Annotated in this window: 14 protein-coding genes; 6 read left to right on the forward strand and 8 right to left on the reverse strand. The window is 69.0% G+C overall.

Features of this window, described 5'->3' with window-relative positions; translation table 11 throughout:
* Positions 1-3: 3 nt before the first annotated feature.
* From ACFY2L_RS32830 to eccCa, 7 genes are all read right to left on the reverse strand, one after another.
* Positions 4-2,292, reverse strand: a complete 2,289-nt coding sequence (locus ACFY2L_RS32830) for a DUF6571 family protein (RefSeq protein ID WP_390824171.1) — start codon at positions 2,290-2,292, stop codon at positions 4-6.
* Positions 2,292-2,813 carry a hypothetical protein gene (locus tag ACFY2L_RS32835; protein WP_390824172.1) on the reverse strand — a complete coding sequence of 174 codons (522 nt, stop codon included), beginning with the start codon at positions 2,811-2,813 and terminating at the stop codon, positions 2,292-2,294. Before ACFY2L_RS32835 ends, ACFY2L_RS32830 begins: the two co-directional genes overlap by 1 nt.
* A gap of 731 nt (positions 2,814-3,544) precedes the next feature.
* Positions 3,545-4,204 carry a hypothetical protein gene (locus ACFY2L_RS32840; protein ID WP_390824173.1) on the reverse strand — a complete coding sequence of 220 codons (660 nt, stop codon included), beginning with the start codon at positions 4,202-4,204 and terminating at the stop codon, positions 3,545-3,547.
* Positions 4,197-6,371, reverse strand: coding sequence for a hypothetical protein (locus ACFY2L_RS32845; RefSeq protein WP_390824174.1), 2,175 nt, complete (start codon positions 6,369-6,371; stop codon positions 4,197-4,199). The genes ACFY2L_RS32840 and ACFY2L_RS32845 overlap by 8 nt, the downstream gene beginning before the upstream one ends.
* A gap of 5 nt (positions 6,372-6,376) precedes the next feature.
* Positions 6,377-6,823: a hypothetical protein gene (locus tag ACFY2L_RS32850; RefSeq protein ID WP_390662581.1), complete on the reverse strand. Its 447-nt coding sequence runs from the start codon at positions 6,821-6,823 to the stop codon at positions 6,377-6,379.
* Positions 6,824-7,269: 446 nt separating this feature from the next.
* Positions 7,270-7,737, reverse strand: a complete 468-nt coding sequence (locus ACFY2L_RS32855; RefSeq protein ID WP_390824175.1) for a hypothetical protein — start codon at positions 7,735-7,737, stop codon at positions 7,270-7,272.
* A gap of 148 nt (positions 7,738-7,885) precedes the next feature.
* Positions 7,886-11,854 carry a type VII secretion protein EccCa gene (eccCa, locus tag ACFY2L_RS32860; RefSeq protein ID WP_390824176.1) on the reverse strand — a complete coding sequence of 1,323 codons (3,969 nt, stop codon included), beginning with the start codon at positions 11,852-11,854 and terminating at the stop codon, positions 7,886-7,888.
* A gap of 343 nt (positions 11,855-12,197) precedes the next feature.
* Here eccCa and eccD point away from each other — a divergent pair, with 343 nt between their 5' ends.
* Positions 12,198-13,709: a type VII secretion integral membrane protein EccD gene (gene eccD, locus ACFY2L_RS32865; protein WP_390824177.1), complete on the forward strand. Its 1,512-nt coding sequence runs from the start codon at positions 12,198-12,200 to the stop codon at positions 13,707-13,709.
* Between the two features lie 65 nt (positions 13,710-13,774).
* Complete coding sequence (locus ACFY2L_RS32870; protein WP_390824179.1) at positions 13,775-15,268, forward strand: PQQ-binding-like beta-propeller repeat protein; 1,494 nt, start codon at positions 13,775-13,777, stop codon at positions 15,266-15,268.
* Positions 15,269-15,345: 77 nt separating this feature from the next.
* On the opposite strand, the gene ACFY2L_RS32875 is transcribed toward ACFY2L_RS32870, so the two are convergent.
* Positions 15,346-15,633, reverse strand: coding sequence for a DUF397 domain-containing protein (locus ACFY2L_RS32875; protein WP_390662586.1), 288 nt, complete (start codon positions 15,631-15,633; stop codon positions 15,346-15,348).
* Positions 15,634-15,714: 81 nt separating this feature from the next.
* Here ACFY2L_RS32875 and ACFY2L_RS32880 point away from each other — a divergent pair, with 81 nt between their 5' ends.
* From ACFY2L_RS32880 to ACFY2L_RS32895, 4 genes are all read left to right on the forward strand, one after another.
* The gene (locus ACFY2L_RS32880) at positions 15,715-17,166 is read left to right on the forward strand and encodes a PQQ-binding-like beta-propeller repeat protein (protein WP_390824180.1); all 1,452 of its coding nucleotides are present in this window, start codon (positions 15,715-15,717) and stop codon (positions 17,164-17,166) included.
* A 213-nt stretch (positions 17,167-17,379) separates the two neighbouring features.
* A complete protein-coding gene (rpsO, locus tag ACFY2L_RS32885; RefSeq protein WP_055632174.1) occupies positions 17,380-17,667 on the forward strand; it encodes a 30S ribosomal protein S15 in 288 nt (95 codons plus the stop codon).
* 346 nt (positions 17,668-18,013) lie between these two features.
* Positions 18,014-20,236, forward strand: coding sequence for a polyribonucleotide nucleotidyltransferase (locus ACFY2L_RS32890; protein WP_390662588.1), 2,223 nt, complete (start codon positions 18,014-18,016; stop codon positions 20,234-20,236).
* On the forward strand, positions 20,233-21,612 hold the full coding sequence (locus ACFY2L_RS32895) for a M16 family metallopeptidase (protein WP_390662589.1): 1,380 nt from the start codon (positions 20,233-20,235) through the stop codon (positions 21,610-21,612). The genes ACFY2L_RS32890 and ACFY2L_RS32895 overlap by 4 nt, the downstream gene beginning before the upstream one ends.
* The last annotated feature ends 26 nt before the right edge of the window (positions 21,613-21,638 follow it).

The raw sequence follows: 21,638 nt of genomic DNA on the forward strand, positions 1-21,638 counted from the left end.
CAGTCAGTCGGGGATCTCCGTCTCCATGTCCTTCGCCATGCGGTGACCCGCAGTGGACGCATCGTTGAAACCGTCATTCGTGCCGATGCGCGTCCACTCCTCGATCTTGCCGGCATATGGTGAGCGGTGAGCCTCGGCCGCAGCCAGAGCCGCCTTGTGACTCATGGCCGTATTGGCGTCCTTCGAGTTCTCCCAGCGTTCAGCGATGTCCGTCCCCAACTCCTTGCGGAACTCGGGCTCGGAGTCCTTGAAGAACTGCTCCAACACCATGCTGGTCACGGTCCCGGCCGCGCCGCCGACGCCAGCACCTACAGCGGGGCTGGCGATGAAGGAGGTTCCTACACCGGTGATAGTGCCAACCGTGCCGGAAATAAGGTTCTTCTTCTGGTTCACGGCGTTTTCGAAGTCGCCGTCCTGCTCCGCGGCTGGCCCCAGCACAGCTTCTTGGCGAGCGATTGCGAGGGTGCCGCCGATCTCACCCGATCTGCGCGCGATCTCCTTGACGGTGTCCTCGGCGCTCTGACCGTAGCGCTGGTCCTCAGGCAAGTCGGGATTGAGGTGGTAGTCCATGAGGCTGGCCATGTAGGTCTTCTGGCCGACCTCGATCGCTGCGTAGCCCTCCGGGTTCTGCCCTACGGTGATGAGGAAGCGGCTGACGTCAGCGTGCTCCAGATTGGCGGCGGTACCTGCGATCGGGAAGAGGCGAGCCACACTCGTATTGCCCTCAGGTGCGTCCGCTGTGGTCCGATTGATGTCTGGGAGGTATTCGGAGGCGATCTGCCCCATGCTGTCCGACATGTAGCTGTTGTTCGTCAGGCGTTCGTTGTCTTCCGCGATGGAGGCCACGATGTTCTCGAACAGCTTGGTCTGCCCGGCATTGTGCGGCGGAGTGTCCGCGGTAGGCATTTCCCCCGCCGGATGCCCCGTAGTAGCTGCCTCCAACGCCAGGGCCAGGTTGTTCCGCCCCGCGATGCTGTCCTCCCCCTTGTCGTCCTGGTCCAGAGGCCAGTCGCGCTCCTCGAAGAGGTAGTCGAAGTTGCTCAGGGTCCGTCGGCCCTGCTTGCCGTCGCCGTCGGTGTCGTGGGTGAAGTCGTGGTCCTCGTCCTTGGTGACGAAGGTGCCGTTGAAGAAGTCCGTGGCCGCGTCGGGGTTGTTGGAGAGGGCCTTGAGATAGCCCGCCATGGGGTCCCAGCCCGAGTCGGTGCCGGTGCGGTTGAGGAGAGGGTCGCCGCCGGTGCGGGTCCAGGCGCCGTGGCGGCCGTTGCTCGTGAACTTCTTCTCCGTCTCCATCAGCTTGTCGCCGTAGTCGACGAGGAAACGGTCGTCGTAGTCACCCCACCGCATGAGGTTGGACATGACCTGACCGCCGAGCGGGAAGCCGCCGCTGCGGCCGACCGGCTTGTCGACCAGATCGACCATGGTCGACTTCCATGTCGTCATGTCGGCGTTGTCGCTCTGCGAAGCCGTGGCGAGCGTGAGGCTGAGATTCTTCTGCAGGTCGTCGAACTGGTCGCTCCGCGCCTGGCCGACCTTCCAGGCGCTGTGGTCGTTGATGCCCGTCCAGAAGTCCAGAGTGCGCTGCGCTCCCAGGCGCGTGGCGAAGCGTTCCGCGAACAGTGGGTCGTCGGCGTTGTCCTTCAGCCCTTGGTTGAGCCGGTCGAACTCCGCGGGCGACAGATCCTCGGGCTTCTGCTTGGCCAGGTCCGCCAGCTCCACGGCGTCCTTCAACGCCTTGGCCGCGGAGTCCCGGTCGCTGTAGTCGACGTCCGAGAACCCCAGCTTGCTCTGGTCGGCGATGGCCATCAGCACGGTGCCGGCCGTGGTGTCGCTCTCGGTGGCCTTGTCCAGGATTCCCTGGATCTCGTCGCGCAGAGCGGTGATTTCGCCCGCATGGTCCTTGTCCTGCTGGGCTCGTCCCTCCGGCGGGACGTTCGACGTGACGGTGAATCCGCCCTCGTAGCCGATCACCGTCAGGTTCTTCAGCCGGCCGCGCTCGATGGCGTCGTTCAGCTTCCCCTTGTAGTTCTTCAGCTCGTCCCGGGTGTCCTTGAGGATCTTGTGGATGGACGAGGCCTGGCTGTGCGCGTCCGTGAACTCCCCGGCCGTCTTGCCGATGAACTCCTTCGAGACGGTGGCGTTGTACCCGGCCCAGTTGGCCTTGTTGGCGGCGCCGCGCAGCCCCTTCTCGGCGGAGTCCATCAGCGTTTCCAGGTCGCCGACCATCGTGGACCAGTCGTCGACGGCGTCGTCGAGCAGGCCGAAGTCGGCGTTCCGAAGGGCGTCGAGATCCATCAGTCCTTCTTGCCCTTCTTGTCGTCCTTCTCGCCGTACACCGGGTTGGGCTTGCCGGGTTCGCCGACGCGCTCGTCGAAGCCCGCGTCCAGCAGGTCGATGCTGCTCATCTGGCGGCGGATGTAGTGGTCGTCACCGGCGTGCAGCTTCTTCGTGACGGTCATGTGGTTCGAGATGTGCGCGCACGCGTCCCGAAGGGAACCGAGTTGCTCGTCCCAGCGGAGCGCGACATGCTGCAGCGCACCGCCCAGGGCGAAGCCCGCGGTGCTGAGTCCGCCGGCGGCGCTCTCGCTGGTGGGTACCGCCCGGCGCCCCTTGTTCCAGAGATCGTTGTACAGCTCGAACGCATGGCTGCCGATGTTCGCCAGGTCCCCCTGAGTCGCCTTGAGCTCGCCGTACTGACCGGGATCAGGCGCGGGGCGCACCGGGCCGCTACCGGGGTCCAGCTGGTTCAGCCGCATGTGGGGCGTACCGCCCCCGGCCGCCTCCGCCTTCAGCTGCTCCCACTCGTCCCAGGCCATGAGCCTGCCCCTTCCCCGTGTCCCCGTGTCCCCGTTGAGCTCGCGCGCCGGGCGAGCCGCGTCCGTCCGCTACCAACAGGCCAGATCCGTGAACTCGATTCAAGCGAGTTCACGGATCTCACCATACTTTCCACAAGTCACAGGTGGGTGGCTTGACAGCCCAGAGCGCGGGCCGGGCGATCTCGCCGGCGACCGGAAGGGCGACGCCAGCTGGGAGCGGGCAGCATGAACTACGGGGTCACAGCAAGTCTTTCAGCACTCCTGCTCAGGCGGCGTTCAAGCGGGTCAGCCATCAGAGTGAGGAGGCGGGGGGACGGGAGGCGGGGGTGGGATGACGGGCCGAGGCGGAATCCGCGGCCGGACCGGTCCCGAGACGGGAGGCGGGGGAGGCGGCCCCTCAGGTACGCGGAACCGCTGCTGTGGCGGGGGCCCGACCGGGGGCGGCGGAGGGGGTGGCGGCGGAGGCGGCTCCATGTCCGGCAGTACCGGACCGCCCACGCGCAGCCGTTCGATGGTCTGCTCGGCACGCCGCCGGGCGTGCGGGGCGTCGTCGCGTTCGTAGAAGCGGGGGAACTCCCGGCGGCCGAGGGTATCCGTGAACAGCGGCTTGTAGCCGAGCGCGTGGGCGATCGCCATCATGCGGCGACACCGCTCGGCACTCGTGGCATGGGGAAACTGCAGGTGTACGCGGCCGCGTCCGTCGAAGTGCCTGATGATCTCCTCGTCCGTCATCAGTCCTCCTCGTAGCGTGGTAGTTCCTCGGGAAGGAGACGGGAACCCTGGCATTCGGCCAGTTCGTAGGCGTGCGCGGTGACCTGGTAGGCGAAGTCGGTCACCGCCTGGCGCAGTTCTGCTCCTGAGACCCTGCCCTCCCCGACCACGCCGGCCTCGGTGATGATCGCGTAGGACTCCTTTGCGTCCTCTGCCCGGAGCCCGCGCGGGACGCAGGGTATGAAGATGGAAGAGCTGCCACTGTCTTCGTCCAGCCGTGCCAGGGCTTCGATGCCGTCTGCGGATACGCGTACGATTTCGTCGCCCGTGTCGGCTCCGTAGTGGTTGAGCCACTGTTCCACGGAGGTGTGTTCGACTTGCGCCATGCCGGAGAGAATCGAATCTGCGCTGGTGTAGATGTGGCAGGAGAACATGAGATCTTTCCCCTCGTGCCGTTTGCTGGCCCCCTCCTCAGCTGTTCGCGTACGCGGCAGCGCCCGGATCACCACATCGCGATCGACGGCGCCATCGCAGACCTTTGACGGCAGCCGCTCGAGGCCTGTGGTCAACGCGAACCACGCGGCAGCGCCAACAAGGCTGAGGACCGTCAGGCAGATAAGAAACCCTTTCACACTTGCCTTGGTCGCAGCCCGCTCCCTGCTCCGGGCATCCTCAGCCATGCGGACGCTCCTTTGAATTGGTCAGGAATTCACTGGCGTCGTCCCAACCCTCGTTGACGGCTACGCGGACGGTGTCGCTGGACCCGTCCTTGGGGAGATCCACATGGTGCTGCTCAAGGGCGTCCTTGACGGACCACTGCGTCTGCTGGTTGACGGAGTCCCGCGTAGCGTAGAGGTCCTTGGCGCTGCTGTAGAGGGCCTCATCCCGGGCGCCCTCCAGTTCCTGGCCCTCGAAGAGACGATCAACGGCCAAGCCGACGACTCCGCCGGCGAAGCCTCCGATGGCGGCGCCGGTTGCCGCCTGGCTGCCAGGGAAAAGAGAGACCGACCCATACCCCAGACCCGTCGCGACCCATGTCTTGACGAAATCGCTCTTCTTCTGCAGAGCCTCGTTGTAGTCCTCTTCGCCATCGACGGCGGCTTGAACTTCGTCATCAGCCACGGAATGACCGACGATTCCCTCGATGATTCCAGCGTTCCTGCCAATGTTTTCGAGGACCTGGCTGCGGGTGCCGTCGAACAAAGAGGGATCCGAGAGATGCGCGTCGAGAAGGCCGCTGGTGTACACACTCTCTCCGACGACGATCCCGGCCCTGCCTTCCGGATCCAGGGAGACTGCCGAAAGGAACCGTGTCACATCCGTCGTTTCCAATCCTTCCGGATCTTCGCTGTTCGTGAGGAACACCTGGGCGTCAGAACTTCCGAACGCCCGGCTGATCTCCGGCATATAAGAAGCCGCCATGTTCCCGAAGCTGTCCCCCAGCCCGTTGCTCACCAGGTCCTCACCCCCACCGGGCTGTGCCACCGCGTTCATGATGTTGGCCATGATCTGCACCTGCGTCGCACTGTGCGGCGGGGCCGGGGAGGTGTAGTCGTCGGCGGCGACCCCGGTGACCGCGGCCTCAAGGGCGTGGCCCAGCGTTGCTCCACGGTCTGTGTACGTCGTGGTCCCGAACATGTGGTCCAGGTCCGACTTGGACTCGAACGCGTGCGTCGCCGCTTCGGGGTTGTGGGAGAGGCCCTCGAAGAGTCCTTCCAGCGGGTCCCGGCCATTGCCGTCGCCGAAGACGAGATCCAGGGCGTCGTAGCCCTTCACCCATAGGTCGTGAGTGCCCGCGTCCCCCGCCCCCTTGTCCGCCTTGAAGAGCGTCTTCCGGTAGTCGTCGAGGAACTCGGTGTCGTACTGGCCCGCCCGCATGAGGCTGCTGATGACCTGGGACCCCAGGGCGCCGACGGGATTCATCGAGTCGGCGGCGCGGAAGTTCGTGTTGCGTTCCGCTATGAGGTCCTTCTTCCAGTCCCGCATGGCGTCGGAGTCGGAGAAGGAGGCCGTGGCCAGGGTGAGGCTCAAGTTCTTCTGGAGGCTCTTCATCGCTTCCAGTTCCGAGTCCCTGGCGCCGGCGTGGGCGTAGGTCATCTCGGTCCAGAACTGGAGCGTCCCCTTGGGGCCCAGCCGCGTCGCGAACTGCTCCGCGAACAGGGAGTCGCCGTTGTACTTGTCCATCGTGCGGTTGAAGTCGGCGATGTCGTCGAGGGACATGTCGGCTGGGTTCTTGGCCATCTTCGCCAGCTTCTCCGCCGCCGCGACGGCCTCGGCCGCCTCGTCCCGGTTCGCGTACGAGGCGTCGGCGAAGCCGTACTTGGCCTGGTCGACGAGGAGCCGCAACACCTTCGCGGCGCTGTTGTCGCTCTGTGTCGCCTTCGTCAGGATGCCCTGAATCTCGTCGCGGAGGGCGTCCACCGCCTTCTGGTCGGTCGTGCCGGTCTTTCCACTGGGGTCGGATGCCCAGTCGGGTCGGGTGTTCCCTGTGACGGTGAACGTGCCCTCGCCGGTGTCGATCACCGTCAGGTTCTGCTGTGCGCCTCGTGTGATCGCGTCGTTCAGCTGGGTGCGGTAGCCGATGAGTTCACCGCGGGTGTCACTGAGGATCTTGGTGATCGAGTCGGCCTGGGTGTACGCGTCGGCGAACTCGGCGGCGGTCTTGGTGATGAACTCGCGGGAGACGGTGGCGTTGACCCCGGCCCACTTGGCCTTGTCGGCCTTGGCCTTGAGGTTGTTCTCGGCGTCCTTCTGCAAGTCCGCGAGCTTCTTCGTCATCTGCTCCCAGTCGGTGACCGCTTCACCGAGCTTGGAGAAATCCCCGTAGCGGAGCGCGTCGAGGTCCATCGGCGTCAGTGGCCCTTCCGGTCGTCGAAGCCCTCGTCCAGCGTGGCGATGCTGCTGACCGTGCCGGCGATGTACGAGTCGTCGGCGGCGTGCTGGTTCTTGGTGAACCGCAAATGGTTGGAGATGTGGGCGCAGGCGTCCAGCAGGGCCTTCGACTGTTCGTTCCAGCGCTCTGTCACGTGGTCCAGCGCGCCTCCCAGAGCGAAACCCTCGCTCTTGAGTCCGCCCGCGGCCGCCGCTGAGGCCACACGTGCGTGCCCGCTGTAGGTCGTGAAGTCCTCGAACAGGTCATGGGCTGCCTTGCCGACCGCCTCAAGATCCTTATGCCCCGCTACGAGGTCTCCCTGAGTCCCGTTCCCACCCTGATCGGCTGGGTATTGGTTGAGCTGCATCCGCGTGGAATGCTGTTCCGCAGCCGCGCTCTTCAGCTGTTCCCACTCGTCCCAGGCCATGCGCCTGCCCCTTCCCCGTGTCCCCGTGCCCCCGTTGAGCTCGCGCGCCGGGCGAGCCGCGTCTGTCCGCTACCAACAGGCCAGATCCGTGAACTCGATTCAAGCGAGTTCACGGATCTCACCATACTTTCCACAAGTCACGGGTGCTTGACAGTGCAGGGCGAGGGCCGGGCGATCGCGGCGGCGGGTCACATCTGGGCGGCCGGCGAGAACGTCCACACGGCGCCCGCCATGAGGCCTTCCACATGGCGCTGGTCCAGATCTCCCCCCTCGTTCACACCGTCGGCGGTGACTACCAGGGCGGCGATCTGAGGGGCGCCAGCTACTTCCAGTAGGAACACGTACGGCTCGGCACCAGGGTGGGCACGCACGGGTGGTGCCCACTCTGTCGCCGTGCCGGCACCTTCCCCGCCTTCTGCTTCAGCCCCGAGGTCACACGGGCACGGTCACAGCCTGAACAGCACTCCTCGCAAGGTCCATCCTGCGCCGAGGATCGTGTTGCGCAGAGGGTCCGTCATCTCTCGCGTGTCGAAGCGGAACGTTTCGACTTTGTGCTTGCGCCCGTCGGGGCCCTGCTGCGTCTCCCACTGCTTGAACACGGCCGGCGCGTGCCCGCGTCCGTACTGCTTGTCGGCGTTGTCCGACGAACGGTTCTCCCACCGCTCGTCGAGGAAGCGCACTTCATGCTTCACCGGGATCAGGCGCATCCGGGTCTTGAGGGTCACGCCCACTCGACGTATCTGGCACTCCGCCACCAGGTCGGCCTTCTCGGCAGGGAGAGCGTTGCGCACGCGGTACGCAACGCCCGGCGTGTTGAGGGCGAGCAGCGCAGCCCGGACCTCTGCGCCCGGCAGCGGTGCGACACCTTCCGCGGGGTACTGCGTGCCGGTCAGTTTGTCCCACAGACGTCCCATGGCTAGACCTCCGTCCCCGCGTCCGGACGCACCGTGCGAACGAAGTCCTGGAGATCCCCCAGGACGGTCGCGTCAAGGCTCGGGCAACGGCCCATGGACAACGCGACTTCGCAGTCATGTGCCTGGGCCCGCACACCCCGCTCTCGTCTCACCCCGACTCCTCGGCGACCCGTCCCACCTGCACCAACGGCTTCCCTCGCCGTCGAGAAACAAAGACCCCCCGCCCCGCCGGCATCGGCCGCGGCCGCACCCCGCCGAGGAGGTCGCCCTCTCCCGGGTCGCCCGCCAGGACCACGCCCTGGGCGCCCAGTTCCTTGATCCGCTGCATGAACGCCTCGTAGGAGGCGCGGCCCGCGCCGGCCGTGGAGCGGGCGATGATGAAGCGGACGCCCACGTCCCGGGCGAACGGCAGCATCTCCGTCAGCCCCGCCAGCGGGTTGCCGCTCGACGTCGCGACCAGGTCGTAGTCGTCGATGACGACGAACACCGTCGGCCCCTGCCACCAGCTGCGGTCCCGCAGCTGCTGCGCCGTCACGTCCGCCGTCGGGGTCCGGCGCTGCATCAGGTTCGCGAGCGCGGACATGTGGTGCTCCATGGCGTTGGACATCGGGATGTACTCGGCCAGGTGCGAGGACGGGGTGACGTCCAGCAGGGAACGCCGGTTGTCGACGACGAACAGCTTGCACTCGTCGCCCGCATAGCGTTCCGTCAGCTGCTTGATCAGCAGGCGCAGCAGGTTCGACTTGCCCGACTCGCTCTCGCCGAAGACGAGGAAGAACGGATCCTGTTCGAAATCGACGAAGACCGGTTCGAGGTTGTTCTCGTCGAGCGCGAAGGCGACTCCCTGGCGTGGGAAGCGGTCGCCCGCGGGCAGCTGAGCCGCCGGGAACTCGCGGGGCAGCAGACGTACTTCCGGGGCGGGCGCCGCCTGCCAGTGCCGGGACACCTCCGCGGCCAGTGCCTGCGTGGCGTCGGAGAGGTCCGTGTCGGACGCGAGACCGTCGATCCGCGGCACCGCCGCCATGAAGTGCAGCTTCTGGGGCGACTGACCACGGCCGGGCACGCCCGCCGGGACGTTCGCGGCGACCTTGCGGTCGAACTCGGAGTCCATCGTGTCACCGAGCCGCAGCTCCAGGCGGTTCATCAGATGGTCCTTGAGGGCGGCCCTGACCTCCATCGATCGCGACGCCGTCAGGACCAGGTGGATGCCGTAACCGAGACCGCGCGCCGCGATCTCGTGGACGATCTGGTCCATCGCCTCGTAGTCCGCACGGAAGTTGCCCCACCCGTCGATGACCAGGAAGACATCGCCCCAGGGCTGGTCCGTCACCGAGATCTCGCCGCGTGCCCGTCTGGCCCGGAAGTCGGCGATGGAGGAGATGCCGGCCGCGCGGAAGTACTCCTCGCGGCGGTTCATCACGCCGTACACCTCGGCCACCGTGCGCCGCACCCGCTCCGGGTCCAGGCGTGAGGCCACTCCGCCGACGTGCGGCAGCCCGGCGACCGCCGCCATGCCGCCACCGCCGAAGTCGAGGCCGTAGAACTGGACCTCGTGCGGGGTGTGGGTGAGCGCGAAGGAGCAGATCAGCGAGCGCAGCAGAGTCGACTTCCCGGACTGCGGGCCGCCGAGGATCTGCATATGGCCGGCCGCGCCCGAGAAGTCCACCCAGAGCGCGTCGCGACGCTGCTCGTACGGCTTGTCCACCAGACCGACGGGCACGACCAGCCGGCCCGCGCCCTCGTAGCCGGGCTGGGTGAGCCCGCGGCCCTGGACCGCCGTGAGACCGGGCAGCAGCGCGTCGAGCGACGGCGGGCTGTCCAGCGGGGGCAGCCACACCTGGTGGGCCGCCGGGCCCTGCGCCTCCAGCCGGCGCACGATCACATCGAGGACGGTGTCCGCCAGGGCCTCGTCGACCTCCGGGGCGTCGGAGCCGCGCTGCCGGGGCACCTGCGCGTACCGCACCGGCACCTCGGCCGCCGTGAACAGCACCGGTCGCCGGTCCAGCGGCAAGGGGCCGCCGCCCAGCGCCGCCCGCTGCGCGCCCGAACGGTAGACGCCGGAGACGTACGCCGCCTTGAACCGCACCATCTCGTCCGTGCCGAACTTCAGGAAGCCGGAGCCCGGCACGTTCGGCAGTTCGTAGGCGTCCGGCACGCCCAGCGCTGCGCGCGACTCGGCAGCCGAGAAGGTCCGCAGACCGATCCGGTACGACAGATACGTCTCCAGGCCCCGCAGCCGGCCCTCCTCCAGGCGCTGCGAGGCCAGCAGCAGATGCACGCCGAGCGAGCGGCCGATGCGGCCGATCTGCACGAACATCTCGATGAAGTCAGGCTTGGCGGTGAGGAGTTCGCTGAACTCGTCGATCACCAGGACCAGGGAGGGGATCGGCTGCAGCGGGGCGCCCGCCGCGCGCGCCTTCTCGTAGTCGTGGATGTTGGCGTAGTTGCCCGCGTCCCTCAGCATCTCCTGACGGCGGTTCAGCTCACCGCGGATGGAGTCGCCCATGCGGTCGACCAGGGTCAGGTCGTCGGCCAGGTTGGTGATGACGGCCGCCACGTGCGGCATCTGCGCCATGCCGGCGAAGGTCGCGCCGCCCTTGAAGTCGGCGAGGACGAAGTTCAGGGTCTCCGAGGAGTGGGTGACCGCCAGCCCCAGGACCAGGGTGCGCAGCAATTCGGACTTGCCGGAGCCGGTCGCACCCACGCACAGCCCGTGCGGGCCCATGCCCTCCTGCGCGGCCTCCTTGAGATCGAGCATCACGGCCCGGCCGTCCTCGCCGACACCGATCGGCACCCGCAGCCGCTCCGCCAGCGACCGCGGCCGCCAGGTGCGCCGGGGGTCGACGGACGCCGCGTCCCCGAGGTTCAGCAACTCGGTGAACTCCAGTTTCGCCAGGAGCGGTTCGTCGTCGTCCCCGCCGGACGCCGTCCGCAGCGGGGCCAGTTGCCGGGCGAGCACCTCCGCGGACTCGTACGACAACGCGTCGGGCGTCCCCTCGTACACGCCTCCGTGCCCGGACTCCACATGCAGCGCGCCGGGCTGCACGACGATGTTGAGCTCGCCGCCCGCCCCGGCCGGCTCGCCCGGGACGACCTCCAGGACCGTCACCCCCTGAAGGCCCTCGGGGTTGGCCAGCAGTGAGTCCGGGGGGAGGGAGAGGCCGTCGAGGACGACGACGATGTGCGGCTCGTCCGGCAGGGGCGCGGCGTCCGGGTGGAAACGCGGCCGGCCGGTGAGGCGGGAGGAGAGCAGATTCTCCAGCTCACGGGAGTCACTGCCGATCAGCCGGCGGCTGCCCGCGCCGTCCACGGCGTCCGGTGCCTGCACATGCGGCAGCCACTTCGCCCACTCCCAGTGCGCCAGTTCCTCCCGGCCCGCCGCGACGACGAGGACCAGGTCCTCGGGCGAGTGCAGCGCGGCCAGCGAACCGGCCAGGGCGCGGGCGCAGGACCGTACGGACATCGGTTCGCCGCTGATCGTCACCCAGTAGAAGGCGCGCAGCGAGACCGCCATCGGCAGGTCGTGCAGGGTGCTGTGCACCGCGAGGAAGCGCTGCAGGGCGCTCGCCGTCAGCGGCTCCAGCTGCTCCACCGGCCCGGTCTCCGGGGCGACGAGCGGGGTGGCCAGCGCCTGGGCGCCGAGACCGATGCGGACCTGGGCGAAGTCCTCGTCGCCCGGGCGCCGTTCCCACACCCTGCTGCCCTCGGCCACCAGCGCCCACAGCTGCTCGGGGGAAGGATGCAGGTAGTACTGCGCGTCCCGCTGCGCCTTCGCGGTCTCCAGCGTGCTCCGCCGGGTCTGAGCGAGGTATCCGAGGTAGTCGCGGCGCAGATCCGCCAACTGCCCCTGGGAGCCCCGGCGGAAGCGGATCACCATCGCCACGGACATGGCCACCGTCGAGGCGATCATGACCATGCCCATGATTTTCATGAACGGCTGCCCGCTCGTGAAGAAGAAGACCACCGAGCCACCCATGCCGAGCGTCGGCAGGAGTTGCATCAGCACGCTCTCCTGGTTCCCCCGCGGCAGTTCGGGCGGAGGCTGTACGGCGATCTCGCCTGTGGGCACTTCGGACGGCAGCGACCTGGGCGGCCGCTTCACGACGATGTGGCTCACTGCTCACCAATTCCCTCAACGGCCCCGGGCAGATCCGGAAGTACCGTCCGCCACCCCGTGTCAGGCGGACGCAGGCCGCCGCGTGATCCTACTGACTTCTCGTGCGAGGAGAGGGCGGTAGGGTGCCGGATGTTCGCGTGAGCACAGGGGACTTGGGCCCGTAACGCCGGAACATTCCCTGCGAGAGGGGCGGTTCGGCGCTCCTCGGCCGCCCGGGGACACCCGTCTCGCCGCCCGACCGGACCCACGGGCCGGACCGGGCGCGATCCGGCGCAGGACTTTCACCGCCGACACACGGCGAACGCCAGAAGGCGCGAGAACCAGCAGTGAGGGGGAGCAGCAGGTGAGCATCACGGCGTCCGCGGCGGCCACCGGGGGAGGACAGGGCACGCAAGCCGCCTCCGGAGCGGGGACAGGACTGGGCTTCTGCCGGGTCACCATCGTCGCGCCCGATAGCAGGATCGACGTGGCCCTGCCCGACGACATCCCCGTCGTCGACCTCTATCCGGAGATCCTCCGGCTCTCCCGGCAGACCCCCGCCGAGGGCGCCCCGGTCGGCTACCACCTCGTACGCCGGGACGGCACCGTCCTCGACGGCTCCCGCTCGTTCACCGCCCAGCACATTCTCGACGGCGAACTGCTCACCCTGCGGCCCTTCGCCGAGTCGCTTCCCCCGGCCGTCCACGACGACGTGTCCGAGGTGGTCGCCGCCGCGGTGACGCGTGAACGCACCCTGTGGGGCGGCGACCTGACCCGGGCCGCGGGCCTCGTCGGCGGCGGTGTCCTGCCGGTCCTGCTCGCCTTCGTGGCCTGGACGGGCGACCCGCGCCACGACATGCACTCGCTGCCCGGCGTCCTCGCCGCCGTCGCAGGTGTCCTCCTGGTCGCTCTCGCCTGCGTGCGGGCCCGCGTCTACGACGACCGGGCCTCCGCCGTCGCCCTGGGCCTCGGCGCTCTGCCCAACGCCGCTGTGGCTGGCTCCGGCCTTCTCCCGCTCGCCGACGGCCAGGGCATCGGCAAGCTGCAGTTCCTCCTGGCCTGCGCGGCGGTGCTGGTGGCCGCGGTGCTCCTCACCCTGTGCTCCCCGGCCGGTGACGGCCCCTTCGTGGCCTGTGTCCTCGCCTCGGGTGTCGCCCTGGCCGCCGTCTTCGCCGGAATCCTGGCGCACTGGACGCCCTCCGAGATCGCCGCCCTGTGCGCCCCCCTCGGCGTGGGCGCCCTCGCCTTCCTGCCCGGCCTGTCCATGCGGTTCGCCCGGCTGCCCATCGGTTACGACACCCGCGACCCCGCCCCGCGCAGCGCGTACGGCGCCGAACCGGCCCCCCAGGAGCCGGTCGACGTCGAGCGCATCACCGCCCAGGCGCGCCGCGGCCACGAACTCCTGGTCGGTCTGGTAGGCGGCTGCGCGATCCTCGCCGTCGGATCCTGTGCCGTCCTCGGCTTCTCCGACGACCCGTGGGCCCAGCTGCTCGCCCTCGCGACCGGTGTCGCCCTGCTGATGCGCGCCCACCTCTTCCGCTACACCGCCCAGGTCGCCCCCGTCCTGGCCGCGGGCCTCGGCTCCCTGGTGCTGCTCGGCCTCGGCCTGGCGCTCAACCCGCCCCTGCCGGTGCTGCGCGACGCCCTGACCGGAGACCGCGCCGACCTGGACCTCCGCACGATCTGGCTGGTCGCGGCGATCGCGGCGGCCTCCGCGATCGTCACCGCGATCGGCCTGATCGCCTCGCGCGGCGGGCTCACCCCGTTCTGGGGACGGTTCATGGAGATCGCCGAGGGCTTCGTCCTGCTGACCCTGGTCCCGCTGGCGCTCGCCGTCTTCGACGTGTACGCGACCGCCCGGTCGATGACGAGCTGAGCACTGCGAAAGGAACGTCGAGCGTGAGCTTCGGCCCACCCCCATCCATATACACCCAGTCCAGCGTGACCGCGGCGGCCGTGCGCGACAAACGCCGCCGTACCTGGCTGCTGGTCCTTCTCGCCCTGGTCCTCGTCGCGGCGCTCGGCACCGGCGGCCTGCTCCTGTGGAGCGGTGACGACGACGGCAGGGCGACGCGACAGGCCGAGGCCCAGAGCCGCCTCGACGTCCGCGAGACGGTCGAGAAGCAGCCCGCGAGCACCGTCGGAAAGAGGGCCTTCCGCTTCTCCGTGGACGACATGAGCCCCGGCGAGCACTACGAGATGCCCGGCATGTGGGCCACGGACAAGATCTTCGCCAAGGGCATCAACAAGACCGTCGTCGGCCTGGCCGTCGGCACCGACGCCTCACCCGGCGACGAGAAGTGGAAGATCCCCCTCGACGGTCCCATCTGCGGCTACACCCGCCACGTCACCGTCGAGCACCGCACCGCCGTCCTCTACCGGTCCGGCACCGAGGAGGACGCCCTCTGCGACCACGTGGCCTTCTTCGACCTCGACGACGGCCGCAGGGTCTGGTCGCACGACTTCCCCGTCCACGGCGTCGGCGCCACCCCGGAGAAGCCGAGGACCGGCAGCCTCCAGGACACCCCGAGCGTGACCCTCACGCATGACACGGTCGCCGTCACCTGGGGTGGCGGGACGATCGCGTACGGCATGGACCGCGGCACGAAGCGGTGGAGCACCAAGGTGGCCGGCACCTGCCACGACGACGGCGCCGCGGGCGGAGGCGCGCTGCTCGTGCGCCAGGAATGCTGGAGCGGGGACAAGGACCTCCCCGTCGACAACTGGGACTTCCGCAGCTACAAGGTTCGCGCGGTGGACCCGGACACCGGCCGCTCCCTGTGGACGTACTCCGCCGCCAAGGGCATTCGCGACCTCGACATCCCGTCCACCGACCCTCCGCTCCTCGCCGTGTCCGCCGGCGACACCGGCATCACCGAACTGCTCTCGCTCGGCGACCGCGGCGAGAACCGCGCCACGATCCGCCTCCAGAACGGCACCTACACCGGCGAGTGCTCGTACGAGGACTATCTCGTCCTCGACGACTGCCCGACCATCGCCGTGGGCGCGGGCCAGGTCTTCCTGCGCAGCAAGGAGATGACCGACAAGGCGGACAAGACCATCTCCAACTGGGTCATCGGCTTCGACCTGGCGACCGGGAACAGCACCAAGAAGTTCGACGCGGGACCCAACTCCCTGCTGTACCCCGTGCGGATGAGCGGCGGCCGGCTGCTCGCCCTGCGCGAGAGCGACGACCGGATCACCCCCACCGGACTCGTCAGCCTGGATCCCGAGACCGGGGAGGAGACCCCCTACTTCTACTTCAACCTGCCGGCCGAGGCGGAGAACTTCACGCTGACCGACTTCAACGACGTCCTCGTCCAGAACGGGCGCCTGTTCTTCGGCGCGAAATCCGTCACCGGCCCGGCCAAGGACCAGCCCCAGTGGGTCTACCTGGCCCTCGGCATCGAGAGCGGCGCCGAGAAGAACCCGTGACGCCTCGGCGGCGGCCGCGCCACACCGGCCGCCGCCCCGCCCTCAGTCCGTTCCCGGCGCGATCCGCCGCCCGCGCCCTATTCGTGCGGCGCCGGCTCCAGATCGAACTCCCCGTCCCGCGCCCCCAGGACGAACGCCCGCCACTCCGCCTCCGTGTACCGCAGCACGGTGTCCGGGTCGAGTGAGGACCGCATCGCCACGGCCCCGCCCGGCAGATCGGCGATCTCGACCCGCTCCTCGTGCTCCTCGGTGCCCGGAGCGGACCTCCACTCGACCCCGGAGATGTCGAGCCCGTACAGCTCGTCCCGCTCCCGTTCCTTGCGCGCCTTGAGTGCGCTGTCCTCGGTGCCCTGGGTTTCGGCCATCGCGGCTCCGGTCCTTCCCTCTGTGCCAACGAGCTGCGCGACCACCCTACTTGTCACCCTTCTCCCAGTTCAGAGGTTCCCTTGAATTACGGCCCCGCCCCGTCCCCGTACACCGCGTCCGCCCTCGAGGACCACCGCGCCCGTACCCGCCGCAGGCGCCTCCTGCTCGGCGGGACGGCCTTCGTGGCCGTGTTGCTGGGCGTGGCCGTCTGGGGCCTCGCGGGCGGGGGCGGTACGGCTTCCGGCTCGCGTCCGCCGGCGGCGGCGCAGGCTCCTGACGCCGTACGGGAGACGGTCGAGGAACCCCCGAAGTCGGTTGAGGGGAAGCTGGCGTTCACCTATACGGAGGAGATCCGCGAGGTCGGTGCCGTCGTCACGGCGGACGGCACCTGGGCCACCGCCAGGACCTTCGCGAAGGCCTACGGGAACCAGATCACCGGCATCAGGCTCCGGGCGGCCGGCGGGAAGGCGGCCGAGGCCTGGAAGCTGAAGCTCCCAGGCCGGATCTGCGCGGTCACCCGGCACGTCAGCGCGGCCGGCCGGACCCCCGTCGTCTACTCCTCGACGGCATCGGGCACCGACACGTCCACCGCCTCGGCCTGCGACCGGCTCGCCCTCGTCGACCTGGACACCGGACGCAAGCTCTGGGAGGCGGAGCTGTTCGGCGACACCCCGCCCGCACAGGCCAACGTGACCATGACCGACGGCGTCGTCGCGATCGCCTCCGACCAGGGTTCGGCCGGGTACGACATGACTGAGGGCAAGCGCCTGTGGACCGGTACGGCCCCGTCCTCCTGCGCCGACGAGGGCTTCGCCGGCGGCACGGGCCTGCTCGCGCTCCTGCGCTGCGGCGACTCGGCCGCCCCGGCCTTCCGTGTGCAGAAGGTCGACCCGCGGACCGGCAGGAGCCGGTGGACGTACCGGGTGGCGCGGGGCGTCCAGGGCGTCCACCTCGTCTCCGCGTCCCCCGCCGTCATCGCCGTGGCGGCCGGCGACGTCCTGACCACCGACCTGATCTCGCTCGGCGACCGGGGCAGGGCCCAGGGCACCATCCGCATCGACCGCGCCCACCAGCAGGTCGACTGCGACAGGCCCTTCAGCGCGGTGGTCGAGAGCTGCACCACCGTCGTGGTCGGCGAACGGCAGCTCTACCTCACCACCGACGACGACGTCGTCGCCTACGACCTCACCACCGGAAAGAGCGTCTTCAAGTTCGACTCCCCGTCGGACAGCAGCTCGACCGTCCCCCTGCGGATGAGCGGCGGCAGACTGATCGCCTACCGCGCGGGCGGCGGATTCTCCCCGGGAGCGGTCGTCAGCCTGGACCCCGCCAACCGGGCGGAGACGATCCTGCTGCTCTTCGCCGACAGCCCGGACGGGGAACTCGACGGCATCGACGAACCGCGGAACGCCGACATCGTCTACGAGCACGGCCGGATCTTCTTCGGCGCCAGGACCGTCCACGGGCCCACGACCAAGGGCGAGGTGGGGGAGACCGCCACTGTGGCGGTGGCCATCGAGAGCGTGGCCTGACCGCTCCGCCGCATATCCCGTACGGTCGCGTCGTCCCAGGCTGGTACCCTGGCTGTCGGCCGTTTGTGTACGCACCCCCGGAGCCCCCTCAGGACACCCTGATGGCCCTGGAGGCCGCGCCCAGCGGATCCCCGCCTCCCGAGTTACGGAAGCTCCCCCGAGATGTAGACCGGGGGCACTCGGTGGCCCATCACAGACTATTGAGGAGTACGCGTGTCGCTCGACGCCGCTACGAAGAAGCAGATCATCGCCGAGTTCGGCCAGAAGGAGGGCGACACCGGCTCCCCCGAGGTCCAGGTCGCCATGCTCTCGCGCCGGATCTCCGACCTGACCGAGCACCTCAAGACCCACAAGCACGACCACCACTCCCGCCGTGGTCTGCTGATCCTGGTCGGCCAGCGTCGCCGCCTGCTGCAGTACCTGGCCAAGAAGGACATCCAGCGCTTCCGTGCGCTGGTCGACCGCCTCGGCATCCGCCGCGGTGCGGCCGGCGCCAAGTAAGACGCCGTGAAGGGAGCGGTTCCCGTTCTAGGGGGCCGCTCCCTTTGCTGTACGTACGGAAACGTGCGGACTGTCACCGCCCCTTTGTAGTGTGGTAGCACGACGCATGACGTACGACACAGAGTGATGACACGTACCCGTCGCGGGTAGGCCGTCATCACATACAGAACGAGGAGACGCGCACCAAGCCGCCGCCGGTCCTCGGTAGTGGCCCCCGGGGGGAAGTGAGCCCCGGGTGCTTCGATCGAAGACCGGCCCGCACAGCACGGAGCGCCTCTCCGCCACCGTCCCCCTGCCACACGGGCAGCCGAGGGACGAAAGACGACAAGTAACGGAGAAAACGCTAGTGGAGAACGAGACCCACTACGCCGAGGCCGTCATCGACAACGGCGCCTTCGGTACCCGCACCATCCGCTTCGAGACGGGCCGCCTGGCCAAGCAGGCCGCCGGCTCCGCCGTGGCGTACCTGGACGACGACACCATGGTGCTGTCGGCCACCACCGCCTCCAAGAACCCCAAGGACCAGCTCGACTTCTTCCCCCTGACGGTGGACGTCGAGGAGCGGATGTACGCCGCCGGCAAGATCCCCGGCAGCTTCTTCCGCCGTGAGGGCCGTCCCTCCGAGGACGCCATCCTCACCTGCCGCCTGATCGACCGCCCGCTGCGCCCGTCCTTCAAGAAGGGCCTGCGCAACGAGATCCAGGTCGTCGCCACGATCATGGCGCTCAACCCCGACCACCTGTACGACGTCGTCGCGATCAACGCCGCGTCCGCGTCCACGCAGCTGGCCGGCCTGCCCTTCTCCGGCCCGATCGGCGGCGTCCGCGTCGCGCTGATCCGCGGCCAGTGGGTCGCGTTCCCGACGCACACCGAGCTCGAGGACGCCGTCTTCGACATGGTCGTCGCGGGCCGCGTCCTGGAGGACGGCGACGTCGCGATCATGATGGTCGAGGCCGAGGCCACCGAGAAGACCATCCAGCTGGTCAAGGGCGGCGCCGAGGCGCCCACCGAGGAGGTCGTCGCCGCCGGTCTGGACGCCGCGAAGCCCTTCATCAAGGTGCTCTGCAAGGCCCAGGCCGACCTCGCCGCGAAGGCCGCCAAGCCGACCGCCGAGTTCCCGATCTTCCTGGACTACCAGGACGACGTCCTCGAGGCCCTCACCGCGGCCGTCAAGCCGGAGCTCGCCTCCGCGCTGACCATCGCGGGCAAGCAGGAGCGCGAGAGCGAGCTGGACCGCGTCAAGGCGCTCGCCGCCGAGAAGCTCCTGCCGGAGTTCGAAGGCCGCGAGAAGGAGATCTCCGCCGCGTACCGCTCGCTCACCAAGCAGCTGGTCCGCGAGCGCGTGATCAAGGAGAAGAAGCGCATCGACGGCCGCGGTGTCACCGACATCCGCACGCTGGCCGCCGAGGTCGAGGCCATCCCGCGGGTGCACGGTTCCGCCGTGTTCGAGCGTGGCGAGACCCAGATCCTGGGCGTCACCACCCTCAACATGCTCCGCATGGAGCAGCAGCTGGACACCCTCTCCCCGGTGACCCGCAAGCGCTACATGCACAACTACAACTTCCCGCCGTACTCCACCGGCGAGACCGGCCGCGTCGGCTCCCCGAAGCGCCGCGAGATCGGCCACGGCGCCCTCGCCGAGCGCGCCCTGGTGCCGGTCCTGCCGACCCGCGAGGAGTTCCCCTACGCGATCCGCCAGGTCTCCGAGGCGCTCAGCTCGAACGGCTCGACGTCCATGGGCTCGGTCTGCGCCTCCACCATGTCGCTGCTGAACGCCGGTGTGCCGCTGAAGGCCCCGGTCGCCGGTATCGCCATGGGCCTGATCTCCCAGGAGATCGACGGCGAGACGCACTACGTCACCCTCACCGACATCCTCGGTGCGGAGGACGCCTTCGGCGACATGGACTTCAAGGTCGCCGGCACCAAGGAGTTCGTCACCGCCCTCCAGCTCGACACCAAGCTGGACGGCATCCCCGCCTCCGTCCTGGCCGCGGCCCTCAAGCAGGCCCGTGACGCCCGCCTCCACATCCTCGACGTGATGATGGAAGCGATCGACACGCCGGACGAGATGTCCCCCAACGCGCCGCGGATCATCACCGTGAAGATCCCGGTCGACAAGATCGGTGAGGTCATCGGCCCCAAGGGCAAGATGATCAACCAGATCCAGGAGGACACGGGCGCCGAGATCACGATCGAGGACGACGGCACCATCTACATCGGTGCCGCCGACGGTCCCTCCGCCGAGGCCGCCCGTACGACGATCAACGGCATCGCCAACCCGACGATGCCCGAGGTCGGCGAGCGCTACCTGGGGACGGTCGTCAAGACGACCACCTTCGGCGCGTTCGTGTCGCTGCTCCCCGGCAAGGACGGTCTGCTGCACATCTCGCAGATCCGCAAGCTGGCCGGCGGCAAGCGCGTGGAGAACGTCGAGGACGTCGTCGGCGTGGGCCAGAAGGTCCAGGTCGAGATCGCCGAGATCGACTCCCGCGGCAAGCTCTCCCTGATCCCCGTGATCGAGGGCGAGGAAGGCTCTTCGGACGACAAGAAGGACGACGCCGACCAGTGACGTCCCGTGGCTCCAAGGCGACGGCCCGCACCTCTTCGGAGGCGCGGGCCGTCGCCCGTACCCAAACCCTGATCAAGGGCGAGAACGGCATCGGTACGGTCCGCAAGACCACCCTCCCGGGCGGCCTGCGGATCGTCACCGAGACCCTGCCCTCGGTCCGCTCCGCGACCTTCGGCATCTGGGCCCACGTCGGTTCCCGCGACGAGACCCCCGCGCTCAACGGCGCCACGCACTACCTGGAGCACCTGCTCTTCAAGGGCACCTCCCGGCGCAGCGCCCTGGACATCTCCTCGGCCCTCGACGCCGTCGGCGGCGAGATGAACGCGTTCACGGCCAAGGAGTACACGTGCTACTACGCGCGCGTGCTCGACGCCGACCTGCCGCTCGCCATCGACGTCGTCTGCGACATGCTGACCGGCTCGCTCATCCTCGAAGAGGACGTCAACGTCGAGCGCGGCGCGATCCTCGAAGAGATCGCCATGACCGAGGACGACCCGGGCGACTGTGTGCACGACCTGTTCGCGCACACCATGTTCGGCGACAGCGCCCTCGGCCGCCCGGTCCTCGGCACCGTCGACACGGTCAACGCCCTCACCGCCGACCGCATCCGCCGCTTCTACAAGAAGCACTACGACCCGACGCACCTCGTGGTGGCGGCCGCCGGCAACATCGACCACAACAAGGTCGTACGCCAGGTCCGCGCCGCCTTCGAGAAGGCGGGCGCCCTCAAGAACCCCGACGCCGCCCCGATCGCCCCGCGCGACGGCCGGCGCACGATCCGCGCCGCCGGCCGGGTCGAACTGCTCGGCCGCAAGACCGAGCAGGCCCACGTCGTCCTCGGCATGCCCGGTCTGGCCCGCACGGACGACCGCCGCTGGGCGCTCGGCGTGCTGAACACGGCCCTCGGCGGCGGGATGTCCTCCCGGCTCTTCCAGGAGGTCCGGGAGAAGCGCGGCCTGGCCTACAGCGTGTACTCGTACACCTCCGGCTTCGCCGACTGCGGCCTGTTCGGCGTGTACGCCGGCTGCCGGCCTTCGCAGGTCCACGACGTGCTGAAGATCTGCCGCGACGAGCTCGACCACGTCGCCGAGCACGGTCTGTCCGACGACGAGATAGAGCGCGCCATCGGCCAGCTCCGGGGCTCCACGGTCCTCGGCCTGGAGGACACCGGTGCGCTCATGAACCGCATCGGCAAGAGTGAGCTGTGCTGGGGCGAACAGATGTCCGTCGACGACATGCTGGCCCGGATAGCGGCGGTGACCCCGGACGAGGTCCGTTCGGTGGCCCGCGACATCCTGGGACGGCGCCCGTCGCTGTCGGTCATCGGCCCGCTCAAGGACAAGCAGGCCTCCCGTCTGCACGACGCCGTCGCCTAATCCACTCCCGTAAGGAAGCACAACAG

The organism is Streptomyces sp. NPDC001381, assembly GCF_042895685.1.
Lineage (GTDB): Bacteria > Actinomycetota > Actinomycetes > Streptomycetales > Streptomycetaceae > Streptomyces.

Bases quoted from the DNA above. Each gene is read 5' to 3' on its own strand.
- ACFY2L_RS32850 (WP_390662581.1), bottom strand. From the start codon at position 6,823: ATGGCCTGGGACGAGTGGGAACAGCTGAAGAGCGCGGCTGCGGAACAG.
- ACFY2L_RS32875 (WP_390662586.1), bottom strand. From the start codon at position 15,633: ATGGCCGAAACCCAGGGCACCGAGGACAGCGCACTCAAGGCGCGCAAG.
- ACFY2L_RS32855 (WP_390824175.1), bottom strand. From the start codon at position 7,737: ATGGGACGTCTGTGGGACAAACTGACCGGCACGCAGTACCCCGCGGAA.
- ACFY2L_RS32830 (WP_390824171.1), bottom strand. From the start codon at position 2,292: ATGGATCTCGACGCCCTTCGGAACGCCGACTTCGGCCTGCTCGACGAC.
- ACFY2L_RS32835 (WP_390824172.1), bottom strand. From the start codon at position 2,813: ATGGCCTGGGACGAGTGGGAGCAGCTGAAGGCGGAGGCGGCCGGGGGC.
- ACFY2L_RS32845 (WP_390824174.1), bottom strand. From the start codon at position 6,371: ATGGACCTCGACGCGCTCCGCTACGGGGATTTCTCCAAGCTCGGTGAA.
- ACFY2L_RS32840 (WP_390824173.1), bottom strand. From the start codon at position 4,204: ATGGCTGAGGATGCCCGGAGCAGGGAGCGGGCTGCGACCAAGGCAAGT.